The following is a 21125-nucleotide window of genomic DNA, read 5'->3' on the forward strand; positions in this document are numbered from 1 at the left end:
CGGGGCGATTTGTGCGCAGACTCGGGCGTCGATGGCGCATGAGTTCGACGGCCATGGGTTTCGGAAAAAGTCTCGAATGAATGAGCCGGATTAAAGGTCCACGTCGTACTGGCCGCGAATCGCGGCTCGGCTGACGGCGGGACGACCCATACTTCTCCGGCCCGCGCGCTCCGGGGTCAAGGGGATACAGAGCGGACGAACGCCCTGGCCGGTGTCACGAGCGGCCGCGCACGGGCTGCTCGGTTCCCTGCGTTCGCGCGACGATCAACGCCATCGCCTCGACGGTCGGGTTCTCGTAAAGCTCGTGCGTCGGGACGCGGACCGCGAACGTGTCATCAACCAGCGCCAGCAGCCGCGTGGCCCGTATCGAATTGCCACCGAGGTCGAAGAACGAATCGTCCCTGCCGACCTCCGGGCAGTTCAGCGCGTCAGACCAGAGGGCGGCGATCCGCCGCTCCAATTCATCCGCGGGCGCTGTGAACTGGCGCTTCGTCCTGCCGGAAACCGTATCGGCGAGCAGCAGGGCGACGTCGACGCCTCCCGTCGTGCCCCTCGGGATCCGTGGCACCTGGACCAGGCGCACCGGCACCGGGCATTCCCGTACGCTCGGCGCCACGGCCGCGCGCACCGCCTCCAGGTCGACATCGCCGCCGGTGTAGGCGATAAGCAGTTCACCGATCCGCAACTGCTCAGGGACCAATTCATCGACGATCGCCGGATTCGCCAGGTCGAGGCCCACGAGCAGGTAGTGGTGGGGTGTTGCGATTGCTTCGATGAACAGTCGCAAACCGTCCGAGGCGTCGATGGAACGGAAACCACGGCTGCGCGCGGGCGCGGCGGACTGGTTGCGGTTCATTCCGATGCCGGCCCACATACTCCACGCGAGACAATGCACTGTGCGGCGGCGTACGTGGCGCCAGTGGTCCGCGAATCCTACGAGGAAGCCATTGGCCGCGGAATACGCGCCGAACGAATGGCCGCCGAATTCCCCGTTGACGGAGCCGAAGAGGACGAGGGAGGCATCGGGACGCGAGGCGAGCACATCCGCGACGGCGAGTGTGCCGACGACCTTTGCCCGGTACTGGGCGGCGAACGCCGCCTCCGGCTCGGCTGCCACGGTGTGCAGTTCGAGGTCGGCCCACTGGGCCGTCGGGTCGGCTCCGGCCAGGTGCAGTGCGCCGTCGAGCCGGCGTCCCCAGCGCGCTTCGGCCGCGGCGACCGCCGCTTCCAGGGCCGCCGTGTCGGCGACGTCGAGCTGCTGGTAGATGACGTCGCCGAGTGCGGTCAGTTCGGCCAGTCTGTCAGCCTTCTCGCCGTCGGCGGGGGAACGGCCGACGAGCAGCAGCCGCGCTCCGTAGGCGGCGGCGAGATAACCGGCGATGTCGTACGCGATGCCGCCGAGCCCACCGGTGACCAGGTAGAGCCCACCCGCGACCAGCGGCGGCGCGGCCGGTCCGCTCTCCTTCTCGACCGGCGCGAATAGCGGCTTCCAGCGCCGGCCTTCACGTACGGCGACGATGCCCGTGCGGTCCCGATCGGCGAGTTCGGTGCGCAGGGCCGGAGGCCACGCCTCGGGGTCGGCGGGCAGATCGAGCTGGCGGAGCACGAGCGGCGGGTTCTCGCCGACGGCGGTCCGTACCAGCGCGGGCAGTGCGCAGGTACCGAGGTCGACGGTGTCCCCGTCACGCACATACAGCGAGCCGGAGGTGACGAGGAGCACCAGTGGGTGGCCGAACTCCCCTTCGGCGAACGCCCCGACGAGGGCGGACAGCTCCCTCGTCGCCGCCGTGAGCCGGGCGTGGGGGTCACTGCCGCCGGACAGCGGCGGGGCGAGAACGACTGTGGCGATCGGGCCATGGGCCTCGGTCACGGCCGCGAGCAGCTGCCGGAGTGCGCCGCGGTCGTCCGTCCTTGCCTCGAAGCGGTGCCGAGCCCGCTCCGTAAGCTTCTCACCCCTGCGGACGGTGACGAGCGGTGGCCCTTCGATACCCAGGCGTGTCGTGTCGTCGTCCTCGGCGATGACGAGCCGGACGCCGGCTCCGGTTCCGTCCGTCGCGTCGGCGGGGTCGGGTATCTCGGTCCACTGCCGCCGGAAGAACCAGGTGTCCGTGTGGTCCTCGGGCTCCTCGGGTCCGCCGCCGATCGCCCGGCCGGCAAAGGTACCAGCGCGCAACTCGTCCACGAGCGCGCCCCGTTGGATCTTCCCGCTCCCGGTCTTCGGGAACTCCGCCTCGGAAACGGGCACGAGAAGGCCGGGCGCGATCCCGGCTTCCCGGGCCAGCAGGGCCCGTACCTCCTCTGTGACCGCGGCGAGCGCGTTGGCATCCCACCGCAGCGGCACGAAGAAGACCACCAGCTGGTCGGATTCGGCGCCCGGCTCGCGCACCCCGGCGGCGGCCGAGAAGGTGACCTTCACGCCCTCGGCCCGCTCCACGACGCTCTCGATCTCGTGCGCCATGTAGTTGATGCCCCGCACGATGATCTGGTCCTTCATGCGCCCGGCGATCACCACCTCGCCGTCGTGGACGAACGCGAGGTCGCCGGTGCGGAACCAGCCGTCCTCGTCGTACGCGTCACGGTTGGCGTCCTCGTTGGCGAAGTAGCCGTGCATCATCGTCAGACCGCGGACGCGCAACTCGCCCAGGCGGTCCTCGGGCAGCACCCGGCCGGTTTCGTCCACGACGCGGATCCGCACCCCCGGGATGGGGCCGCCGACCGTCGACAGCACGACCGCGTCCTTGTCGCCCGGGACGAGGTGGCGGATGCTCCCGCTGAGCGAGGACGGGTCGATGGCAACGGTGCCCGCGCTCCGGTCGCCGAGGTGCTGGCGGGCGTAAGTGACCCCGGAGCAGGTCTCGGACATCCCCCACGCCGGGCGCATGGAGTCGGCGGGAAGCCCGTGCGGCGCCAGCAGTTCGAGGAACCGGTGGCTGGTCGACGCGATCACCGGCTCACCGCCGTTAGTGATCTCGCGCAGGCAGGACAGGTCCCAGGATCGCCGGGTACGGATCTCCTCGGCGCGCTCGTTGACCATGGCGAAGACGAAGTTCGGCGCCCACGTGTTGGTCACGCGGTAGCGGTCGGCCCAGCCGAGCCAGAGCAGCGGGTCGCCGAGCGAGTGCTCGGTCTTCGCGTTGATGTGCATGCACCGCACGAAGACATCACGGACGTTGTACATGGCGACCGTGACATGGTCGAACGGCATGTAGATGAGGCTGATGTCGTCGCCGGTCAGGCCGCAGTGCTGGGCGACGGCCAGCGACCGGGCCGCGAGGCTCGCGTTGGTGTGGTGGACACACCTGGGCACCCCGGTGCTGCCCGACGTGAGGAGATTGAGCACCGGAGACTCGGGGGTGGCCGGGTACCAGTCGGTGTCGGGCGGGAAGGCGGCGAGCTCGCCGACGGTCAGGATGCGCGCCTCCGGCTCGCCCCAGAGCTCGCGCACCCCGGCGAGCGCTCCCACGGTGGTGTCGTCGGTGAGCAACACGGGCCGCCCGAGCAGGTTCCAGGCGTTGTGCAGCTTGCGATTGGTCTCGTTCGGCGCGAGGTACGTCGTGGCCACGCCGACCGGTGTCGGCACGAAGCCGCCGAGCACACAGGCCCAGAACGCGGTGAGGAAGGCCTTGTTGTCATCGAACTGGAACAGCGCGGCGTCACCCGGGCGCAGACCGGCGGCGCGCAGTCCGGAAAGAACCCGCTCGGCCTCGTCGAGCAGCGCCGGATAGGTCTGGAGCACATCGTCGTGCCCCTTGGTGAGGTAAATCGTCCCCTTGTCCGGCGCAAGGCGGGCTGCCGCACGCAGGGCCTCCTGCAGGGTGGTCGGCGCGCCGTCCGGGACCTTCAGGGGGCCGCCGTCGAGGTCGGCCGGCGCCACGTGCCCGAGGCCCTGGTCCGGTGCGGACGGCGTGGCCGCAGGGCGCCGCGGGGCGGCCGGTCGTACGCGCCTGCGCACCACGGCGACGGCGTCGTCGATACCGGGAACCCTCAGGGCTGCCGCCGTGACGTCGTCGGTGATGTCGTCGAGTGCGCCGATGCCGTCCGGCGTCGTCACGCGCTCCTCCGTTTCATCGAGCCCAGGGTCTGCCGGGCAATGAGCGAGACCACATCGCCGGGCGAATCGAGGAAGTGGAAGTGTCCACCGGGGTGGAAGTGGGTACTGAATTCGGCGTTCGTCTGCTTGCGCCATTCACCCACCGTCTCCTTCGGCGCGCGCGGGTCGCTGTCGCCGGCCAGAACGGTGATCGGGCAGTCGAGCGGTGCCTCCGGGGCCGCGCGGTGGCGCTCCCAGAGTCTGAAGTCCGCGCGGAGCACCGACAGCAGGGAGTCCATGACGAACTCGTCACCGGCTATTTCCTCGTCGATTCCGCCGAGTGCGATCATTTGGGCGCGGAATTCGTCCTCGGGCAGGTCGTGCAGCTGCCGGATCCTGGTCGCGTCCGGGGCCGGCTGCGCGGAGAGAAACAGCCGTTCGGGACCGGGCCGGCCCTTGGCGCGCAGGGCCTTGGCGAGTTCGAACGCGAGTGCCGCACCGCAGGAGTGACCAAAGAAGGAGAACGAGCCGCCTAGTACGGGGCGCAGCGCGTGGGTCAGCACACTGATGAGCGGACCGACCTCGCTGAACGGCTCTTCAGCGATGCGGTCCTGACGGCCAGGCAACTGGACGGCGACCAGCTCGATCTCCGGCGGCAGCAGCGGTGCCCAGTTGGCATAGGCAGTCGCGCCCGCGCCCGCGTGCGGAAAGCAGATCAGCTGATGGCGGCTGCCCGGCTGCCTGGCGCGCCAGACGTACGGGGTCTCGCCGACAAGTTCCGGGCTCAGTACGGACATGCTGGGCTTCTCCCTAGCTCATCTTGCGCAGTCGGGGGCCACTCGCTGTGACGATCTTGTCCCAGTGCGCTGCCAGTTCGGCAATGGTCTTGTGCTGGAATACCGAGCGAATGGAAAGCTCCACTCCGAGCTCATTGCGAATACGGCCGATCAGCCTGGTCGCAAGCAGAGAGTTTCCGCCCAGTGAGAAGAAGCTGTCGTCGATTCCGATGTGCTCCCGCTTGAGTACGTCGGTGAAGAGGCGGGCCAGGTACTCTTCGCGTTCGTTGCCCGCCGTGCGTCGGGGTGTGCCAATGGCTTCGGGCAGTCGCTTGAGGTCGAGGCGTCCGTTGGCAGTGGTGGGCAGCTGGTCAAGGACTACGACCGTGCGGGGTATGAGGCGGTACGGCAGCCGCTGTGCGGCGAAGGCTCGCAGCTCGTCGGGCACGATCCGCCTGCCCTGCGCGGCGACGGTGTAGGCGATGTCGCGTCCGTCGGCCGTGATGACCGCGGCACGTGCCACGTCCGGGTGAGTCAACAGGACTGTTTCCACGGCCTGCTGGTGCTGTCGCGTGGCGGTGTGGCCTACCTGGTGGAGGTGGCCCTCGGGGGTGAGGCGTCCGCGCAGGCCGGTGCGGTAGATGCGTGATCCGGGCGCGCCGTAGGGGTCTGCGACGAAGTGCTGGGCGGTGAGCGCGTGGTGTCCCAGGTAGCCGCGCCCGCACTCGCCGGCCACGTACAGCTCGCCCACGGCGCCCGGGGCGGCCGGGGCGAGGGACGGGCTGAGCACGCGGACGCGGGTCGAGTCCGCGTGCACCGGGTGCGTGTCCGGTGCGCCCTCACGCACCTCGACCCTGCGGCCGGCGCAGAGGGCGAGCAGGATGTCGGTCGCGGGGGTCGCGGGGCCGGTCTCCAGCGGTGCCGCGGTGGTGGACGCGAACCGCTGGACACCGGTCGCCAGGCCGGCGTGGGTGACCGCCGCCCCATAGGGCCGGGCCGTCGCGTCCGGCGCGTAGTCGAGGTACGCGAGGTGCCCGGCGAGGAGGCGGGCCGGCCGGCCGGCGGAGGCGGGAAGGGGGTCCCCGGCGTCCGGCACGATCCGGATCCGCGGCAGGTCACCCCACTCGCGGCCGTCCGTCTCCTTGTCGACGACGACGGCGCCCGCTCGGGCGTCGCGCACGACGGAGTCCGACCATTCCGGGGAGTCCTCGGGGTCGACGGGCAGGGCACAGGCGCCCGTCCTCAGGACGGCGAGCACCGCTGCCACCCGGTCCACCGGGTCCGAGCAGCTGACGGCCACCACGAAGTCCGGGCCGCAGCCGTGCCGCAGGAGTACGCCCGCGAGGTGGTCCGCCCGCGTGTCCAGCTCCGGCCCGCTGGTCTTCACCCCTTCGACGACGAGTGCCACGGAGTCCGGGCGCTCGGCCGCCAGGCGCGCGAACAGCTCCGGTACCAGTTCCTCAGGCGCGGCCGGTACTGGCCTCGACGCGGAACGTACCGCCGGCGCGAGCACGTTCACCGCTCCGACCCGGCCATGGCGGTCGGCGAGGAACGCCCGGAGCACGCGGAGCAGCCCGGCCCCGATGCCGGAGGCCGCGGCGCGGTCGAAGGCGCTGTGCTTGTACTGCAGACGCAGCCGGAGGAGCGGGTCCTGATCGGCCATCACTACGAGCGGATAGTTCGATCCCGCGATGTTGTGGAAGGTGGGCACGGAGAGACCGGCCGCGCTGCTCGCCTCGGCGATGCCGGCGGTGTCGAACGGATGCGACTGGACGACAACGAGGGTGTCGAAGAGCACATCGAACCCGGTCGCCTCGTGGATCTCGACGAGAGTGCAGTCGTGGTGTTCCAACAGGGCGGCCTGCGCGGACTGGAGCCCGGTCACGACCTCGGCGAGCGTCTTCCCCGGTGCGCACCTCACCCGGACCGGCAGGGTGTTGATGAACAGCCCGACGGTGGTGTCCACACCCGCCAGCGCCGGCGGACGACCGGAGACCGTGGTGCCGAACAACACATCCGTGCTGCCGGTGAGTTCGGAGAGGACAATCGCCCATGACGCCTGCAGGACATTGCTGAGCGTGCTGCCCGTCTCCATGGCCCGCAGCGCGAGCTCCCGCGCCTCGTGGGAGGTCAGTCCAAGCTCCAGCTGGCCGAAGCCGACGGCCTCGTTCTCGTCCGGCACCAGCAGCGTGGGTTCGGTGATGCCGTCGAGCGCGTCGGCATGGGCCCGCACCGACCGCTCCTGGTCGCTGCGGCTGAGGTGGCCGAGGAAGTCCTTGAATGACGGCGCCTTCGGCAGCGCGGATCCGTCGGCGTACAGCCACAGCAGGTCACGCAGAAGGACCGGCTCGGACCAGCCGTCAAAGAGGACGTGGTGGGCCGTGAGGACCAGCTCGGTGCGGTCCGGTCCGACACGGACCAGAGTCACCCGCACCAGCGGGGGCTCCGCCGTATCGAACGGCGCGGTTCGGTCCTCGGCGAGGAAGGACCCGAACTCGTCCTCGGACAGCCGGATCTCGCGCCAGGGCAGCACGGCGCCCGCGACGACCAGCTGCACCAAGTCACCGACCGCGTCGGGCACATAGGCGGTGCGCAGGCTCGCGTGCCGGTCGAGCAGGGCCTGGCAGGCCGCCCTCATCCGCGCGGCGTCGACCTCGCCCTCGAAGCCGAAGACCAGCTGCACCTGGTACATGTCGGCGTCGGTGTCCGCCAGCTTCGAGTGATGCAGCAGTCCAGACTGCAAAGCCGTCAGCGGCCACACGTCGACCAGACCGCGATACCGCTTCTCCCACGTCTCCAGCTCACCCTGCGAGACCGACACCAGCGGCACATCGGAGGGCGTCAGGCCGCCCGCGCCGGGCTCGGCGGTGTGGCGGACCAGTCCTTCCAGTGCGGCCTGCCACAGTTCGGCAAGCTCGCGGACTTCCGCCGGGGAGAGCACCCCTGCCGGGGCACCGAAGACCGCGCCAAGGCGGGGGCCCGCCGCGGTGTCGGTCACCATCGCGTTGATGTCCACCTCGCACAGCGCGGGCATGGCCGCGTCGTGACCCGCGTCCAGTTCGGCGAGCTCGGTGAACTCCGCGAGTTCCGCGCTCTGGGTCCAGCCCAGACCGCGCAGTTCCTCGGGCATGTCGGCGGCCGAGAAACGGCCCAGGTAGTTGAAGCCGATCTGGCCCATCGACTGCTTGCCCAGCACCTTGGCGGTTTGCGGATTCAGGAAGCGCAGCAGCCCGTAGCCCAGGCCCTTGCCGGGCACGGCGAGCAGCTGCTCCTTGACCCTCTTGATCACAGCGCCTGCTGCCGGACCGCCCGCGAACGCCTCATCGAGGTCGATCCCGGACAGGTTGAGGCGCACGGGGAACATGCTGGTGAACCACCCCACGGTGCTGGAGAGGTCGGCGCCGGGCACCGACTCCTCCTCCCGGCCGTGCCCTTCAAGGCGCAGCAGCGTCGAGGGCTCCTCGACCCCTCGGGCGCGACGCCACCGGGCCACCCCCATGGCGAGTCCGGCGAGCAGCACGTCGTTGACCCCGCCGCGGAAGGCCGCGGGTACCGCGGTCAGCAGCGCCTCGGTCGCCGGTACCGGCAGCCGCACGCGTACCTTCTCGACCGTGGACTGCACGTCCACCGCTGGGTCGAGGCGATGAGTGCCCAGGACCGGATCCGGGCCTTCGACGATCGAGGTCCACTGGGCGAGCTCCGCCACCCGCTCGGCGGCCGACGCCTCCTCGACCAGCGCGTGTGCCCACCGTCGTACGGATGTCACGGGCGCCGACAGGTCCGGAGCGGCGCCGGCTCGGATGTGCTTCCACGCCGCGGCCAGGTCGGGCATCAGGATCCGCCACGAGACCCCGTCGACCACCATGTGATGCAGGCCGATCAGAAGCCGTCCCGGCCCGGAAGGCGGTTGGAACCACACGAACTGCGCCACGGTACCGGCCACCGGGTCCAACCGGGTCGCCAGTGCCCGCAGTTCGGCCACGAGCAACCGGCGCCACGGCTCACCGGACCACTGCCCGTCACAGGTCACGGTGCGGATCAGCGGATCCACGTCCACGGAGCCCGGCGGGGCGACAAGGAGTCCGTCGGGCAGCAGCCTCGCTCGCAGCAGGTCGTGCCGGTCAAGGACCGCCGTCAGGGTCGCGGCAAGGCCGTTCCGCTCGATGTCGTGCGGCAGTTCCAGGACCACCGCCTGGAGCAGCGAGTCGAAGCCGGGGCCGGTCTCCTGGATCCAGCGCGCCACCGGCATCAGCGGTTGCCATCCCACTCCACCGCCATCGAGCTCCGCCAGTAAGGGCCTCCTGTCCCCCCTGTCGGCGCCGGCGATCGCGGCGAGCTCGGCCACCGTCCGGTGCTCGAACACCTGTCGCGAGCTGACCAGCACGCCTTGGGCCCTGGCCCGCGACACCACCTGGATGGACTGGATGCTGTCGCCGCCGAGGGCGAAGAAGTCGTCGTCGGCTCCGACGCGAGCCTGACCGAGGACCTCGGCCACGACACCTGCCAGGATCTCCTCGGTCCCGGGCCGCGGCGCCCGGTAGGCGGTACCGGCGAAGCGCGGCTCCGGCAGTGCGGCCCGGTCCAGCTTCTCGTTCGGGGTCAGCGGGAGCCGGTCGAGGACCATGAGCGCGGCGGGCACCATGAACTCCGGTAGCCGCTGCGCCACGAATTCCATCAGTTCACCGGGCAGTTCCACCGGATCGGGCGCGGGTACGGCGTCCCGGGCGAGCACGATATATCCGACCAACTGCTTCTCGGTGCCGGTCCTGCGGCCCTGGCGGGCTGTCACGGCGGCCTGCGCCACCGCGGGGTGCGCAAGGAGGGCCGTCTCGATCTCGCCGGGTTCGATGCGGAAGCCGCGCACCTTCACCTGGTGGTCCGCGCGTCCCTGGTACACGAGCTCGCCGTCGGCGTCCCGGATGACCAAGTCCCCGGTCCGGTACATCCGTTCACCGGCAGGGCCGAAGGGGCAGGCCACGAACCGCTCCGCGGTGAGCGTCACCCGGCGCTCATAGCCGCGCGCCACTCCGATGCCCGCGACGTACAGCTCGCCACTGGCGTCCGGTGCGACGGGCCGCAGCTGTTCGTCAAGCACATAGGCGCGCATGGTGGCCAGAGGCTGCCCGATGGGGACCTCCGCGCCCCGCGCCCTGGCGGGGTCGACTTGGTGACTCGTGGCGATGCACGTGGTCTCGGTCGGCCCATAGCCGTTCACAAACACGGTGTCGGGGCAGGCCGTCATGGCCCGGCCGACGGAGTGGGGCGACACGCGGTCGCCACCGACCCACACTTCTTGGAGGCCGGCCAGGCAGTGTGGGTCCTCTGCCACCAAAAGGTTGAAGAGCGCAGAAGTGAGCAGAACCGTGGCGAGTCCGTGCCGGGTCACCTGCTCGGCCAGCGCGTCGGGAGTGAGGTCCGCGGACGGGGCCACGACGACCCTGCCGCCGTTGAGGAGCGGGACCCACATCTCGTAGACAGAGGCGTCGAAGGCCAACGGCGAGTGCAGCAGTATTCCTTCGTGTGCGCCGCGGCGATTCCGCTGGTCCACGGCCAGTCCCACCACGTCACGGTGGGTGACTCCGATTCCGTTGGGAGTGCCGGTCGATCCGGAGGTGTAGATGACGTAAGCGAGCGCCAACGGGTGCCGGGCGCCGTCGGCTTCTTTCTCGCGGTCACCGCCCTCCAGCTCCGCCAGGGTCGCGGAGGGGCAAGGGCTGGACAGGTGTGATGCGGTGTCCGCCGCGGTCAGCAGGAGGACGGGCCGCGCGTCCCGCAGCATCCACCTGACCCGCTCGACCGGGTGGTCGGGGTCCAGCGGCAGGTATGCGGCGCCGGCCTTCAGCACGCCCAGCAGGGCCACGATCGACTCCGCGGACCGCGGCAGCGCGATCGCGACGAGCGACTCCGGTCCCACACCGCGCTGTGCCAGCCCAGCAGCCAACTGATCGGCTTTGGCGTCGAGTTGGCTGTAGGTCAGTGAATCATTCCCGCAGACCACCGCGATCGCGTCGGGAGTCAGCTGTACCTGCCGCGCGAGCGACTCGGGAATCGTCGTGTCGAGGAGCCGTCCGGCCGCCCCCTCCCTCGCCGTCAGTGGACGGTCTCGCTCCAGCGGATCACGCACATCCATCACCCCACACAGACAAATCGATCGGAGAAGTGGTTCACATCAAGCCGCTGACCACGGTGTCGATGACCGGGCGGGGAATACCCCCGGACGTACCGCCGCCGATGAACTCCAGGCGCGTCGTCCAAGCCTTCCGGGACGGGCCCCACCCTCGTACCTGTGGACTGCTGAGGTCAAGGAGAGAAAGAGCTGCTGTGACGGTGTCGGTGAGGTGCCCCACCGATATCCTCGGGCGGCCGGCACAACACTTCGCGTCATTCCGGTGTCCCGTCCACAGGACACCGGAATGACGTACGTCGGTGCGGGCGGCCCGCCCGTATGAGGCATCCCCCCAAGGGGCGAACGCAGGCATGTGACGTGCCCCGAGTCAGACGGACACGGACCCACATAGGGTTCGGGAGAGTCCGGAGGCAAGAGGCATTGTCGAGCAAGTCCCGGGAAGCGTTTCCCGGGCCGCGGCCGGGGCGGTAGCGGGTCGCCGCGGCGCCGGTAGTGGCTGACCATGGCGCAGGGTCTGGCGCAGACGGCACCACCACTCGCGGGTGGCGAAGGCGACCGCCTCGGGGCTGCCGCCTCACAGCCCCGTACGCCCCCGTCCACAGTGCGCTCGCGGAAGTCATAGCCCAAAAACGTGAACCGCGTGTGCTCGAAGGAGTCCTCGCGGTTCGCGTCCCGGGCAATAGACGATCTGCGTTTTGTCGGGGTGCGATTGAAGGCCGACCGAGTCCATACACGCCTCCAGTGCGGCCAGCACCGCTCTCGACTGGGCGAGACTGCGGCAGTGAATGACCGCATCGTCGGCATAGCGTTCGGAGCACGTGTCCGGGAAACTCCGATCCAGCCACATGTCGAACGCATAGTGCTTGAACAGGTTCGCCAGGACCGGAGATACCGCCGAACCCTGTGGGGTGCCCATGGCCCGCTCGATCAGCGTGCCGTCCGAACGTTGCACCGGGGCGGCAAGCCACCGTTTGACGTAAAGCAGCACCCGGGGGAGCTCGCAGACCGAGCCCACCGCCTTGAGCATCAGGTCCCACGGCACCGAATCGAAGAACACCTTGATGTCCAGATCGATCACCCAGTCGTACTTCCAGCACCGCGCCGGGCATGTGCCACCGCGTCAATCGCCCCGCGTCCCGGGCGATAGCCGTATGAATCCGGATGGAAAGTCGGTTCGACCCTCTCCTCCAGGACCATCGCTACCACCCGTCTGCGCGACACGGTCACCCACGGTCGGGACGGAGACGGCGTACAGCCGCATCGCCCAGGCAGTACTCGGGTTGGTTGGTGGTGACGCACCGATTCCATCCGCCGGCCGGCCGTCGAGTCGAGGTGCTGTACTCGATGAAGCATGGCGGGGGCCGGATGTTCGTGGTCGACACGGGCTCGGGGGCGAGGACGACGCTGCCGCTGGAATGGACCGACCGCGGACCGGCGCCCGAGGACAGGCGGGTCGCGCAGGAGTCGCTCGTCGAACTGCGCACGTTGCTGGACGCGTTGGCCAGACACTGTGCTGACCGGTCAGAAGGCGGAGGGTCGTCATGAGGCGCCGACGTGAGGTGGGCCGCCACCGGCGGCAGGGATCGAGGCCTGATGAACATCGAGGGCCGGCACCGTACGGGACGCCGTGACGGCGGTGGCGAACATGATCGAGGCGTCGCTGCGAGCGGGAGGTGGCGGACGTGAACGGAGAGGGGAAAGTCACCGCCTCGCACTGCTCCCGGCTGGCGATCATCTACCTGCGGCAGTCGACGATGCTGCAGGTCCGCGACCATACGGAGTCGACCACACGGCAGTACGCGCTGGTGGACCTGGCCGCGTCCCTGGGCCGGCCGCCAAGGCGGTCCGCTGGGGGCCCGTCACGCCTATCGGATCCTGGCACCACGCACCGTCCCGTTCCACGACGGGAGATCGGGATCGACGACGTCGCCCGAATCCTGGCCGTGATCTACGGCGCCGCCTACTACTGGATCACCCACGGCCGGCTGCCGGCCCGCCAGGACCGCTGGGGACGCTGGTGCGTGCCTGGAACCCGGCCGTCGAGGCCGACTGCCGCCAACGCATTGCACGCTCCGGCCACCTCAACCCCGCAGGTGCCGGTATCAGGACCATCCCTGACGCGGCCCGGCACGGTGAGATCCCGGTGCAGGACGCGGCCGTCCGGCTCGGCGTCCACGACTACGACGTCTACTACTGGATCCGCACCAAGCGCCTGCACACCCGCCGCGGTCCCACCGGATGGTTCAAGCATTTCGACGCATCATCAGTGGTTCACTTGCGTTCGCCTTCCCGACCCCCACCTGACGCCCTTTCAAGGACGCTTTTTTCCTCCGACGCTCACCACGACGGTCTTCAGCCAACGCGGCAGCAGGCGGTTTGGAGTCTCCCTCCGCAAGGGCGACTCCGAGGGGCCAAAACCCTCATCATCTGTGCAGCAGGCAGATAACCCCACACTCCCAGCATGAATCCCTGCGTTCGCGCCTTGGGGGATGCCTCATAGGGCGGGGATCCCCGCCCGTACCGACGTACGTCATTCCGGTGTCCTGTGGACGGGACACCGGAATGACGCGAAGTGTTGTGCCGGCCGCCCGAGGATGTCGGTGGGGCACCTCACCGACGCCGTCACAGCAGCTCTTTCTCTCCTTGACCTCAGCAGTCCACAGGTACGAGGGTGGGGCCCGTCCCGGAAGGCTTGGACGACGCGCCTGGAGTTCATCGGCGGCGGTACGTCCGGTTTACCGACAACCCAGAAGTCACCGAGCGCTATCAGCTCGACACTCCGAACGGCGCGCGGCGGTCATCGGTCCCATTCCCCAGAAGCGGATCGGCACCCCGCAGGCATAGCCGACGCTCTCGAATTCCTCGTGACATCGCGCGCGGCCCGCATCACGGGGCAGCAGCTCATCGTGGACGGCGGACACTTCATGGGGGGGGTGAAACTCCGGCGCGAACTCACGTAACCGCCTCCTACATGAACTCCCTTACACATTAGGAGTGAAAAAGAAGAATGCGTCTGACTCAGGAACAGGTGAAGCAGTATCACGAGAACGGGTTTCTGCTGCTCGATTCTCTGCTGGACGAGCACGAGGTGAATCGGCTGCGTGCGGCGTTCCAGCGCGACTGCGAAACGTCAGGGCCGCATCTGGTGATCGAGGATGGGGGCGAGGGGGTGCGCGCGGTGTATGCCTCCCACCACCGGCAGCCCGAATACGCCCGGCTCATCCGTGACCCGCGCCTGCTGACCCCGGTCCAGCAGCTGCTCACCGACGACGTGTACGTCTACCAGTTCAAGATCAACGCAAAGCCCGCGTTCGGTGGTGAGAGGTGGGCCTGGCACCAGGACTACCTCGCCTGGCAGATCTCCGACAGCTTGCCCGCCCCGCGACAGGTCAGCGTAAGCGTGTTCCTCGACCGCGTCACCGAGTTCAACGGCCCTGTCATCTTCCTGCCCGGTTCGCACCACGCCGGGCTCGTGCACGACGAACGCAAGTCAGAGGTGAAGTCCAAGCAGCACCTCGACCCGGACGACATCTCTCTGTCCCCGCGGCGAATGGCCGGGCTCGTCGACCGGCACGGCATGACGAGCCCGAAGGGACAGGCCGGCTCCGTGGTGCTCTTCTCCCCGGAGATCGTGCACGGATCGGCCCCCAATATGTCCCCCTTCGCCCGCCGCCTGCTCATAGCGACGTACAACGACGTCATCAACCTGCCGAGCTGGAACGGCGAGCCGCGACCGGACTACCTGGTAGGCCGGGACACCGAACCGCTTCGGCCCCTCGACGGCACCTTCCTCGACTGCCTCGAGGGGATGCCCGTATGACCGCGCAAACAGGCCGTGCGGTAGTCCTGGAGGAATTCAACCGGCCTCTTGCACTACGCGAGTTCGACCTCCCTTCGGCTCCCGACCGCGGCATGATCGTCACCTGCGGCTACGGCGGCATCTGCGGCACCGACCTACACCTGCAGCGAGGGCACCTGCCGATCCCCACTCCGCTCGTACTTGGCCACGAAGGTCTTGGCGTGGTGCGGGAACTGGGTCCGGGTGCCACGCATGATGCCACCGGCGCCGAGCTCGGGCCCGGCGACTCAGTCATGTGGGCCTCGTCCATCGCCTGCGGCACCTGTCCCGCCTGTCGGCTGCAGCGCGAGCCGACCCTGTGCGAGAACCGCCGTACATACGGGGTCAACCGATCCACTCTGGACGGCCCCGCGCTGTCAGGCTCGTGGGCCGATCACATCGTCCTGCAGCCAGGCACCACCGTGGTCAAGGCGGCCGAAGGCGTTGACCCGCTCGCCGCGATGTCGCTGGCCTGCGCGGGCCCCACCGTCATTCACGCCCTGTACGAACGCCGCCCGGTGCGGCTCGGCGAGGTCGTGGTCGTCCAGGGGAGCGGCCCCGTCGGCCTCGCTGCTGCCGCCTTCGCCCAGCTCGCCGGAGCTGCCAAGGTCATCGTCGTCGGCGGCCCGGACGAGCGACTGGAGCTCGCGGTCAAGGCGGGCATCGGCGACGTACACCTGAACATCGCCGACGCCACCGATCCTGACCGGGTCCTGAGCGAGGTGCGCTCGGGCACCGGTGGCGAGGGGGCCGACCTCGTCATCGAGTGCGCCGGCGTACCCCAGGCCGTCGCCCAAGGACTCACCCTCGCCCGCAGGGGCGGATCGTATCTGGTCATCGGCCAATACACGGACGCCGGCGACACGGTGCTCAACCCACACCAGATCGTGCACCGCCAGCTCAATGTGATCGGCTCCTGGGCCTTCACCGGAGCGCACCTCGTCGAGTACGTACGACTGCTGCCGACCCTCGCCGCCCGGTTCAACCTGGCGAGCCTGGTGACGCCCTTCCCGCTGGACCGGCACGCGGACGCTCTGGCCGCGGTCGCCAACGGGTCAGTGATGAAGGCGGTCCTCACGAGCTGACCCCCAGCCCTCATCGGGGCACTCGGCGAGCGGGCCGGCCAACACGGCCGGGACGCCTCGCGCAAGGCCGCCGGCACTGGATTCGACCTCAAGCGGGTGGCACGTGATCGCCCTGTCCCAGGGTCGCTGGGCCTCGCCGACCTGGAGGCGGAACTGGCCCCCATCAACTGATCAACTCACCGTTCCAGTACGGGAATGACCCCGCTGGGACGGGCTCTCAGCCTGATCCCAACTGCGTCTGTAGTGGCCACATCCAGACTGCGAGGGAGAGCTCCAGGCTGCACGTCACGGTCGATCTGGAGTGAGATGCCTGATCAGAACGACCCTGGCCGGTCGCGCGAGTGAAGCGAGCACTCAAGCGGAGCAGCCGGAGCACTCGGGACATGAGGCCGGTATCAGCGCCCGGGAGGACACTCAGGGACTGAGTCCCTGTGGATCGTCGAGGACCGCTACGGGGCACAGTCCCCGTTAACCGGGGACGGGGCGCCCCCGGATCCCCGGCCGGTCCGCGGCCGTCCTGCGAACTGCACCGGCTCACTCGTCGTGGAGGCGGTCCAGTCGTTCATAGAGAGCTTGCACCAGGCGAGCCAGTGGTGTGTGGGTCGGCAGCGTCGTCGAGCACGATGTCGTTGAGCGCGAGCTGGGGTCTCCCGGCGGGCAGACTGCGGGAAGCGGTTGGTCAGCGTCCTTCGGGCCGGGCGCGTTGCTGCTGCAGGTGGGCATCCCAGTCGGCCGGCGGTTGTGCAGGCGACTTCGTGACGCGGGAGAGTTCACGTTCCCCGCACTGCGCGACGAAACCGCACCACCGCTGCGGCACTGGTCAGACTTGCCGACGGCTCGGAACTGAGGGGCCGGGGTTACGCGTTGCGTCACCCGACCGACCCGGAGCAACTGCGGGTGGGCGAGGAGATCGCGGGCTCACGGGCCCTGGCGGAGCTCGCGTCGCAGCTCCTGGAGAAGGCACACGCGGAGATCGACATCGCGGGGACACTTCCGCGCAGCAACCTCGCCGCCTTTGCTGCCGCTGCCCAACCTCAAAGACATGCCGGAGCCCTGTCTCTACGTCAACCCACGAAGGGCTTCCGGAGCCGGCCAAAACCACCACCGGCCAGAAAGATTCCGGCAGCTCGGATGAGACCGAGTGACACACCGCCAACTGCACCGCGACAGACCACCAGTCCCTCCGACCCACACCACCACCCACAAAAACCGCACACCATCACGTTGGAGGCCGTGACTACGGCTGCGAGGGTGATTGGGTAGGCGTGGGTACCCCACCTGGGGCATGGGTTACCCCGGTGCCGGTGGTTGGCTCGGTCCGGCTGCCCCTGTTGGACGCCACGGCGCAGACCGCGAAGGTCACCCCGAGCAGGCCGAAGATGATTGCCAAGTTGCCCTTCGCTTGGATGTCCGCCTGCCGCGCTGCAACCTCCCTCCCCCGGAATGCCGCATCCTTCTGCGTGGTCGACTGGTGCTCAAACAAACAGTCCAAGAAGAGTCGATCGGGCGGGGTATCTTCCTCGGTGTCGCAATCGGCGTCCTCGAAAAGACTAATCTTGCTGCTGTATTCGTCCAGCGGCTCATCGGACACCTGAGAGGTCGCGGTCAGTGCGACCGCCGACAAGATCACCGCCGTGATCATGCTGAGCATCGCCCCCGCCGCGTGCGCCGGCCGACCTCGCCGGAGGACGCGCTGGAACGCGCCGGACGGGTCGACCGCGACCCGCCTCAGGATGCGGGCTCTTGCGGCCAGTTGCGACACGATCACACCCGCGACGAAGAGCAGGACCGCCGTCTCGACGTCCGCGCGTCCATGAATGTCGAAGCTCTGGTAGGGCCGGGCATGGAGGAAATCGAACCAGGCGGCGGCCGACAGAGTGGTGGCACCAGGAGGGCGTACGGCGCGGGCGACGACCACCCCGCGCCGGTTCTGAAGGATCCGCTGCCACACGTGCTTCGGCTCGGTTCCGAGATCAGAACGGTGACCCGCGTTTCCGGTTCGGTCGCTTCCAGGCCGCGGACGCAGGCAGTGATCGGGCGCCGCAAGGGGGCGCGGTCATCAGGGCATGTTCCGGCCCGTGCCGCGTGCTCCGCGGCCGACACGGAACGGCGCCAAGGAGTCGACAAGGATCAGCACCGATTTCCCGCGCGAGATCCTTACGGGATTACGGTCGGCGGATGCGCCCCCGCACCCCACGGAACGCGGACGACCGTCGAATGCGGCGCAATTCGCTCGCTCTCACCGGCATGGCCCTGGCGACCGGTGCCCTCGCGACCGCGTACGACAGCCGGTGGCACCTCGGAATCGGAGTCTGGTTCCTGATCGCCGCCATTCTCATCGAGCTGATCCACCAGCCTTGAACCGCGCACAGCACCGCGAACGAGGACGTGCCACGTCCCCGTGGGTTCGCCGGCGGCGTCGTCTTACTCGGCCGAGGACGCCGACCGGGCGGCGGACGCCGACGCGGGGTCGGAGGACGCCGCCCCGGGGCGGGACGAGAGCCGCGGGAGGTGGCCCGCGTGCCCATGGCGATTACTTCTGGTCGCGGTTGAACACCGAGCTCGACCAGAGGTATCCGAGCACCGCGAGGCCCAGGCACCAGCCAATGACGAGCCACCCGTTGTTGCCGATCTCGGTACCGAGGAGGAGTCCGCGCAGGGTTTCGATGGCCGGGGTGAACGGCTGGTACTCGGCGAACGGCTGGAACCAGCCCGGCATGGTGTCGACCGGGATGAAGGCGCTGGAGAGGAGCGGGAGGAGGATCAGCGGCATCGCGTTGTTGCTGGCGGCCTCGGCGTTGGGGCTGACCAGGCCCATGCCGACGGCGATCCAGGTGAGTGCCAGGGCGACGAGCGTCAGCAGCCCGATCGCCAGGATCCACTCCAGGATTGTCGCGTCCGTGGACCTGAAGCCGATGGCCAGGGCGACGAGGCCCACGAAGACCACGCTCATGATCGACTGCAGGACGCTGCCGATGACGTGCCCGATCAGTACCGACCCCCGGTGGATCGCCATCGTGCGGAAGCGGGCGATGATGCCCTCGTTCATGTCCATGGAGATGGACACCGCGGTGCCGACCGTGGTGCCGCCGATGGTGAGCATCAGGATGCCCGGGACGATGTAGGCGATGTAGTCGGAGCGGTCCGCACCGCCGCCACCGATGCCCGCGCTCATCACGTCGCCGAAGATGTAGACGAAGAGCAGCAGCATCATGATCGGCGTGAACAGCAGGTTCAGGGTGAGGGAGGGGTAGCGCCGGGCGTGGAGGAGGTTGCGGCGCAGCATCGTGTTCGAGTCGCGGACGGCGAGGGACAGGGAGCTCATCGGACATCCTCCTTGGTCTGGTTGGGGACGCTGGTTTTGGCGGTCAGGGCGAAGAACACGTCGTCGAGGTCGGGGGTGTGCACGGTCAGCTCGTCCGCCTCGATATCGGCCGAGTCCAGCCAGTCGAGGATGGAGCGCAGCTCGCGCTGGCTGCCGCCGCTGGGGATCTGCAGCGCGAGCGCCTCGTCGTCGCGGGTGACCTCGTTCAGGGCGGAGGCGGCGGACTGGTAGGCGGCCGGGTCGGTGAAGCGGAGCCGGATGTGCCCACCCGGGATGAGCCGCTTCAGCTCCTCGGCACTCCCCTCGGCGGCGATCTTGCCGTCGTTGAGGACCGCGATGCGGTCGGCGAGTTCGTCGGCCTCCTCCAGGTACTGGGTGGTGAGGAAGACGGTGACACCGCCGGAGACCAGCCCCCGGATGATCTCCCACATGTTGTGGCGGCTGCGCGGGTCGAGCCCGGTGGTCGGCTCGTCGAGGAAGATGATCCGCGGGCTGCCGACCAGTGTCATGGCGAGGTCGAGGCGGCGCTTCATACCACCGGAGTATGTGGCGGCGGGCTTCTTCGCCGCCTCCGTCAGGTCGAACCGCTCCAGGAGTTCAGCGGCGACCCGCCGCCCCTCGCTCTTGGACAGATGGTGCAGGTTCGCCATGAGGAGCATGTTCTCCTCGCCGGTGATCAGACCGTCGACAGCCGAGAACTGCCCGGTGACACCGATCGCGGCACGCACGGCCTGCGGATCGGCGGCCAGGTCGTGGCCGCCGACGCGGATCTCGCCCGAGCCGGGATCGGCGGAGATGAGGGTGGAGAGGATCTTCACGGCGGTGGTCTTGCCGGCGCCGTTCGGGCCGAGCAGCGCGAAGACGGAACCGGCCGGGATACGCAGGTCGATCCCGTCGAGGACAAGCTTTTCGCCGTAGGACTTGCGCAGGCCGACGGCGGAGACGGCGGCGGTCTCTTCCTGGCCGTTGGCGCGCGTGGGCGTGGGCATGACAGGTGAAGACATGGGGCCCTCCCGTTCGAAGGATCGAATGGATTGAAAGATGGACTCTCAGACGCGGGCGCGGCGGATGTCGATGCTGCCCCAGCGGGTGCGGGCGCGGATCTTGACGCTGTCCTCGGTCTTCTCCGGGGTCTCGGACGTGGTCAGCGTGTTGCGCACCTGCCCGCGGTCGGATTTGACGTCGAGCCAGGCAGCGGTGCCCTCGCGGATGCCGACGTTGATGGCGCCGTAGGAGGTCTCCAACTGGACGGTGCCGCGAGCTACTTCGTCCACGCGCAGGGTGCCGTGGGCGGTCGTGGCGGTGACCGAGTCCTCCGCGCGGTGGATCTCGATGTCGCCGTTGGCGCCGCTCACCCGCAGCTCACCGGTCGCGGCGCCGACGGTCGTGGTGCCGTGCGAGTTCTTCAACACCGCGGGGCCGTCGACCAGGCCCACGCGCAGGCTCCCGGAACTGGTGGTGATCTCGGCCATTCCCTCGACCCGGTCCACCGTGATCGAACCGTGCGACGCCGTCAGCTGCAACGGACCGGTGGTGTCGAGCCGGACATCACCCGACGAGGTCTTCACACGGACCTCACCCAGCCGGCCCTCGCCGATCACCTGCGCCCAGGCCCCGGTCAAGCGGATACCCGAGCCTGTGGGCAGTTCGACCATCACGTCGACGGTCCCGGTGCGGCCGAGCAGATTGGACTTGGGAGTCCTGACGGTCAGTGCGCCGCTCGCGTACGAGACCTCGGTCTGGCCGGCCGCCTTTACGTCCTGGTCCTTCTTCGGGTCACGGGGCCGCACCTCGACGATGGTGTCGAGGCGGTCGCCCGCGGTGAACTGGATGGAACCGGCCTCCACGTGAGCCGTGACCGAGATCGGCTCGGGAGTGTCGAAAGAAGGCATGGCTCTACCGTCCTCTTGGGTGTTCGTGACGTCTCCGCTGGTGGGACGTGGT

Annotated in this window: 12 protein-coding genes and 1 pseudogene; 5 read left to right on the forward strand and 8 right to left on the reverse strand. The window is 69.1% G+C overall.

Annotated elements, in window-relative coordinates; all coding sequences use genetic code 11:
- Window positions 1-214 precede the first annotated feature (214 nt).
- From ACIBBB_RS25330 to ACIBBB_RS25345, 4 genes are all read right to left on the reverse strand, one after another.
- Window positions 215-4051, reverse strand: coding sequence for an SDR family NAD(P)-dependent oxidoreductase (locus ACIBBB_RS25330; protein WP_398985719.1), 3837 nt, complete (start codon window positions 4049-4051; stop codon window positions 215-217).
- Entirely contained in the window at window positions 4048-4827 is a 780-nt protein-coding gene (locus ACIBBB_RS25335) for a thioesterase II family protein (protein ID WP_398985721.1), read from the reverse strand. Before ACIBBB_RS25335 ends, ACIBBB_RS25330 begins: the two co-directional genes overlap by 4 nt.
- 13 nt (window positions 4828-4840) lie before the next feature.
- Window positions 4841-10930, reverse strand: a complete 6090-nt coding sequence (locus tag ACIBBB_RS25340) for an amino acid adenylation domain-containing protein (protein ID WP_398985723.1) — start codon at window positions 10928-10930, stop codon at window positions 4841-4843.
- A 619-nt stretch (window positions 10931-11549) separates the two neighbouring features.
- Window positions 11550-12011, reverse strand: a complete 462-nt coding sequence (locus ACIBBB_RS25345; protein WP_398985725.1) for a reverse transcriptase domain-containing protein — start codon at window positions 12009-12011, stop codon at window positions 11550-11552.
- Between the two features lie 83 nt (window positions 12012-12094).
- Between ACIBBB_RS25345 and ACIBBB_RS25350 the strand changes: the two genes are divergently transcribed.
- The 4 genes and pseudogenes from ACIBBB_RS25350 to ACIBBB_RS25365 form a co-directional block, all read left to right on the forward strand.
- Window positions 12095-12478 (forward strand): DUF5372 family protein, encoded by a 384-nt coding sequence (locus ACIBBB_RS25350; RefSeq protein WP_398985727.1) that lies wholly within the window; start codon window positions 12095-12097, stop codon window positions 12476-12478.
- A gap of 1462 nt (window positions 12479-13940) precedes the next feature.
- Window positions 13941-14753 carry a phytanoyl-CoA dioxygenase family protein gene (locus ACIBBB_RS25355; protein ID WP_398985729.1) on the forward strand — a complete coding sequence of 271 codons (813 nt, stop codon included), beginning with the start codon at window positions 13941-13943 and terminating at the stop codon, window positions 14751-14753.
- Window positions 14750-15856: a zinc-binding dehydrogenase gene (locus ACIBBB_RS25360; protein ID WP_398985731.1), complete on the forward strand. Its 1107-nt coding sequence runs from the start codon at window positions 14750-14752 to the stop codon at window positions 15854-15856. The genes ACIBBB_RS25355 and ACIBBB_RS25360 overlap by 4 nt, the downstream gene beginning before the upstream one ends.
- Before the next feature lie 795 nt (window positions 15857-16651).
- Window positions 16652-16834: pseudogene (locus ACIBBB_RS25365) on the forward strand (dsRBD fold-containing protein); the annotation flags it as partial.
- Between the two features lie 259 nt (window positions 16835-17093).
- Here ACIBBB_RS25365 and ACIBBB_RS25370 read toward each other — a convergent pair.
- Window positions 17094-17807 carry a DUF4118 domain-containing protein gene (locus ACIBBB_RS25370; RefSeq protein WP_398985733.1) on the reverse strand — a complete coding sequence of 238 codons (714 nt, stop codon included), beginning with the start codon at window positions 17805-17807 and terminating at the stop codon, window positions 17094-17096.
- Window positions 17808-18034: 227 nt separating this feature from the next.
- On the opposite strand from ACIBBB_RS25370, the gene ACIBBB_RS25375 reads away from it, so the two are divergent.
- A complete protein-coding gene (locus ACIBBB_RS25375; RefSeq protein ID WP_398985735.1) occupies window positions 18035-18217 on the forward strand; it encodes a hypothetical protein in 183 nt (60 codons plus the stop codon).
- Window positions 18218-18389: 172 nt separating this feature from the next.
- Here ACIBBB_RS25375 and ACIBBB_RS25380 read toward each other — a convergent pair whose 3' ends face one another.
- The 3 genes from ACIBBB_RS25380 to ACIBBB_RS25390 are packed head-to-tail and all read right to left on the reverse strand — an operon-like array spanning window position 18390 to window position 21073.
- Window positions 18390-19181 (reverse strand): ABC transporter permease, encoded by a 792-nt coding sequence (locus tag ACIBBB_RS25380; RefSeq protein ID WP_398985737.1) that lies wholly within the window; start codon window positions 19179-19181, stop codon window positions 18390-18392.
- Entirely contained in the window at window positions 19178-20185 is a 1008-nt protein-coding gene (locus tag ACIBBB_RS25385) for an ATP-binding cassette domain-containing protein (protein WP_398985740.1), read from the reverse strand. The genes ACIBBB_RS25380 and ACIBBB_RS25385 overlap by 4 nt, the downstream gene beginning before the upstream one ends.
- Before the next feature lie 45 nt (window positions 20186-20230).
- Window positions 20231-21073: a DUF4097 family beta strand repeat-containing protein gene (locus ACIBBB_RS25390; RefSeq protein WP_398985742.1), complete on the reverse strand. Its 843-nt coding sequence runs from the start codon at window positions 21071-21073 to the stop codon at window positions 20231-20233.
- Window positions 21074-21125 lie beyond the last annotated feature (52 nt).

The organism is Streptomyces sp. NPDC051217, assembly GCF_044455465.1.
In the GTDB taxonomy this organism is placed as follows: domain Bacteria; phylum Actinomycetota; class Actinomycetes; order Streptomycetales; family Streptomycetaceae; genus Streptomyces.

Excerpts from the sequence above, each read along its gene's own strand:
- ACIBBB_RS25355 (WP_398985729.1), top strand. The coding sequence starts at position 13,941 with ATGCGTCTGACTCAGGAACAGGTGAAGCAGTATCACGAGAACGGGTTT.
- ACIBBB_RS25375 (WP_398985735.1), top strand. The coding sequence starts at position 18,035 with ATGCGCCCCCGCACCCCACGGAACGCGGACGACCGTCGAATGCGGCGC.
- ACIBBB_RS25385 (WP_398985740.1), bottom strand. The coding sequence starts at position 20,185 with ATGTCTTCACCTGTCATGCCCACGCCCACGCGCGCCAACGGCCAGGAA.
- ACIBBB_RS25335 (WP_398985721.1), bottom strand. The coding sequence starts at position 4,827 with ATGTCCGTACTGAGCCCGGAACTTGTCGGCGAGACCCCGTACGTCTGG.
- ACIBBB_RS25350 (WP_398985727.1), top strand. The coding sequence starts at position 12,095 with ATGGAAAGTCGGTTCGACCCTCTCCTCCAGGACCATCGCTACCACCCG.
- ACIBBB_RS25380 (WP_398985737.1), bottom strand. The coding sequence starts at position 19,181 with ATGAGCTCCCTGTCCCTCGCCGTCCGCGACTCGAACACGATGCTGCGC.
- ACIBBB_RS25360 (WP_398985731.1), top strand. The coding sequence starts at position 14,750 with ATGACCGCGCAAACAGGCCGTGCGGTAGTCCTGGAGGAATTCAACCGG.
- ACIBBB_RS25390 (WP_398985742.1), bottom strand. The coding sequence starts at position 21,073 with ATGCCTTCTTTCGACACTCCCGAGCCGATCTCGGTCACGGCTCACGTG.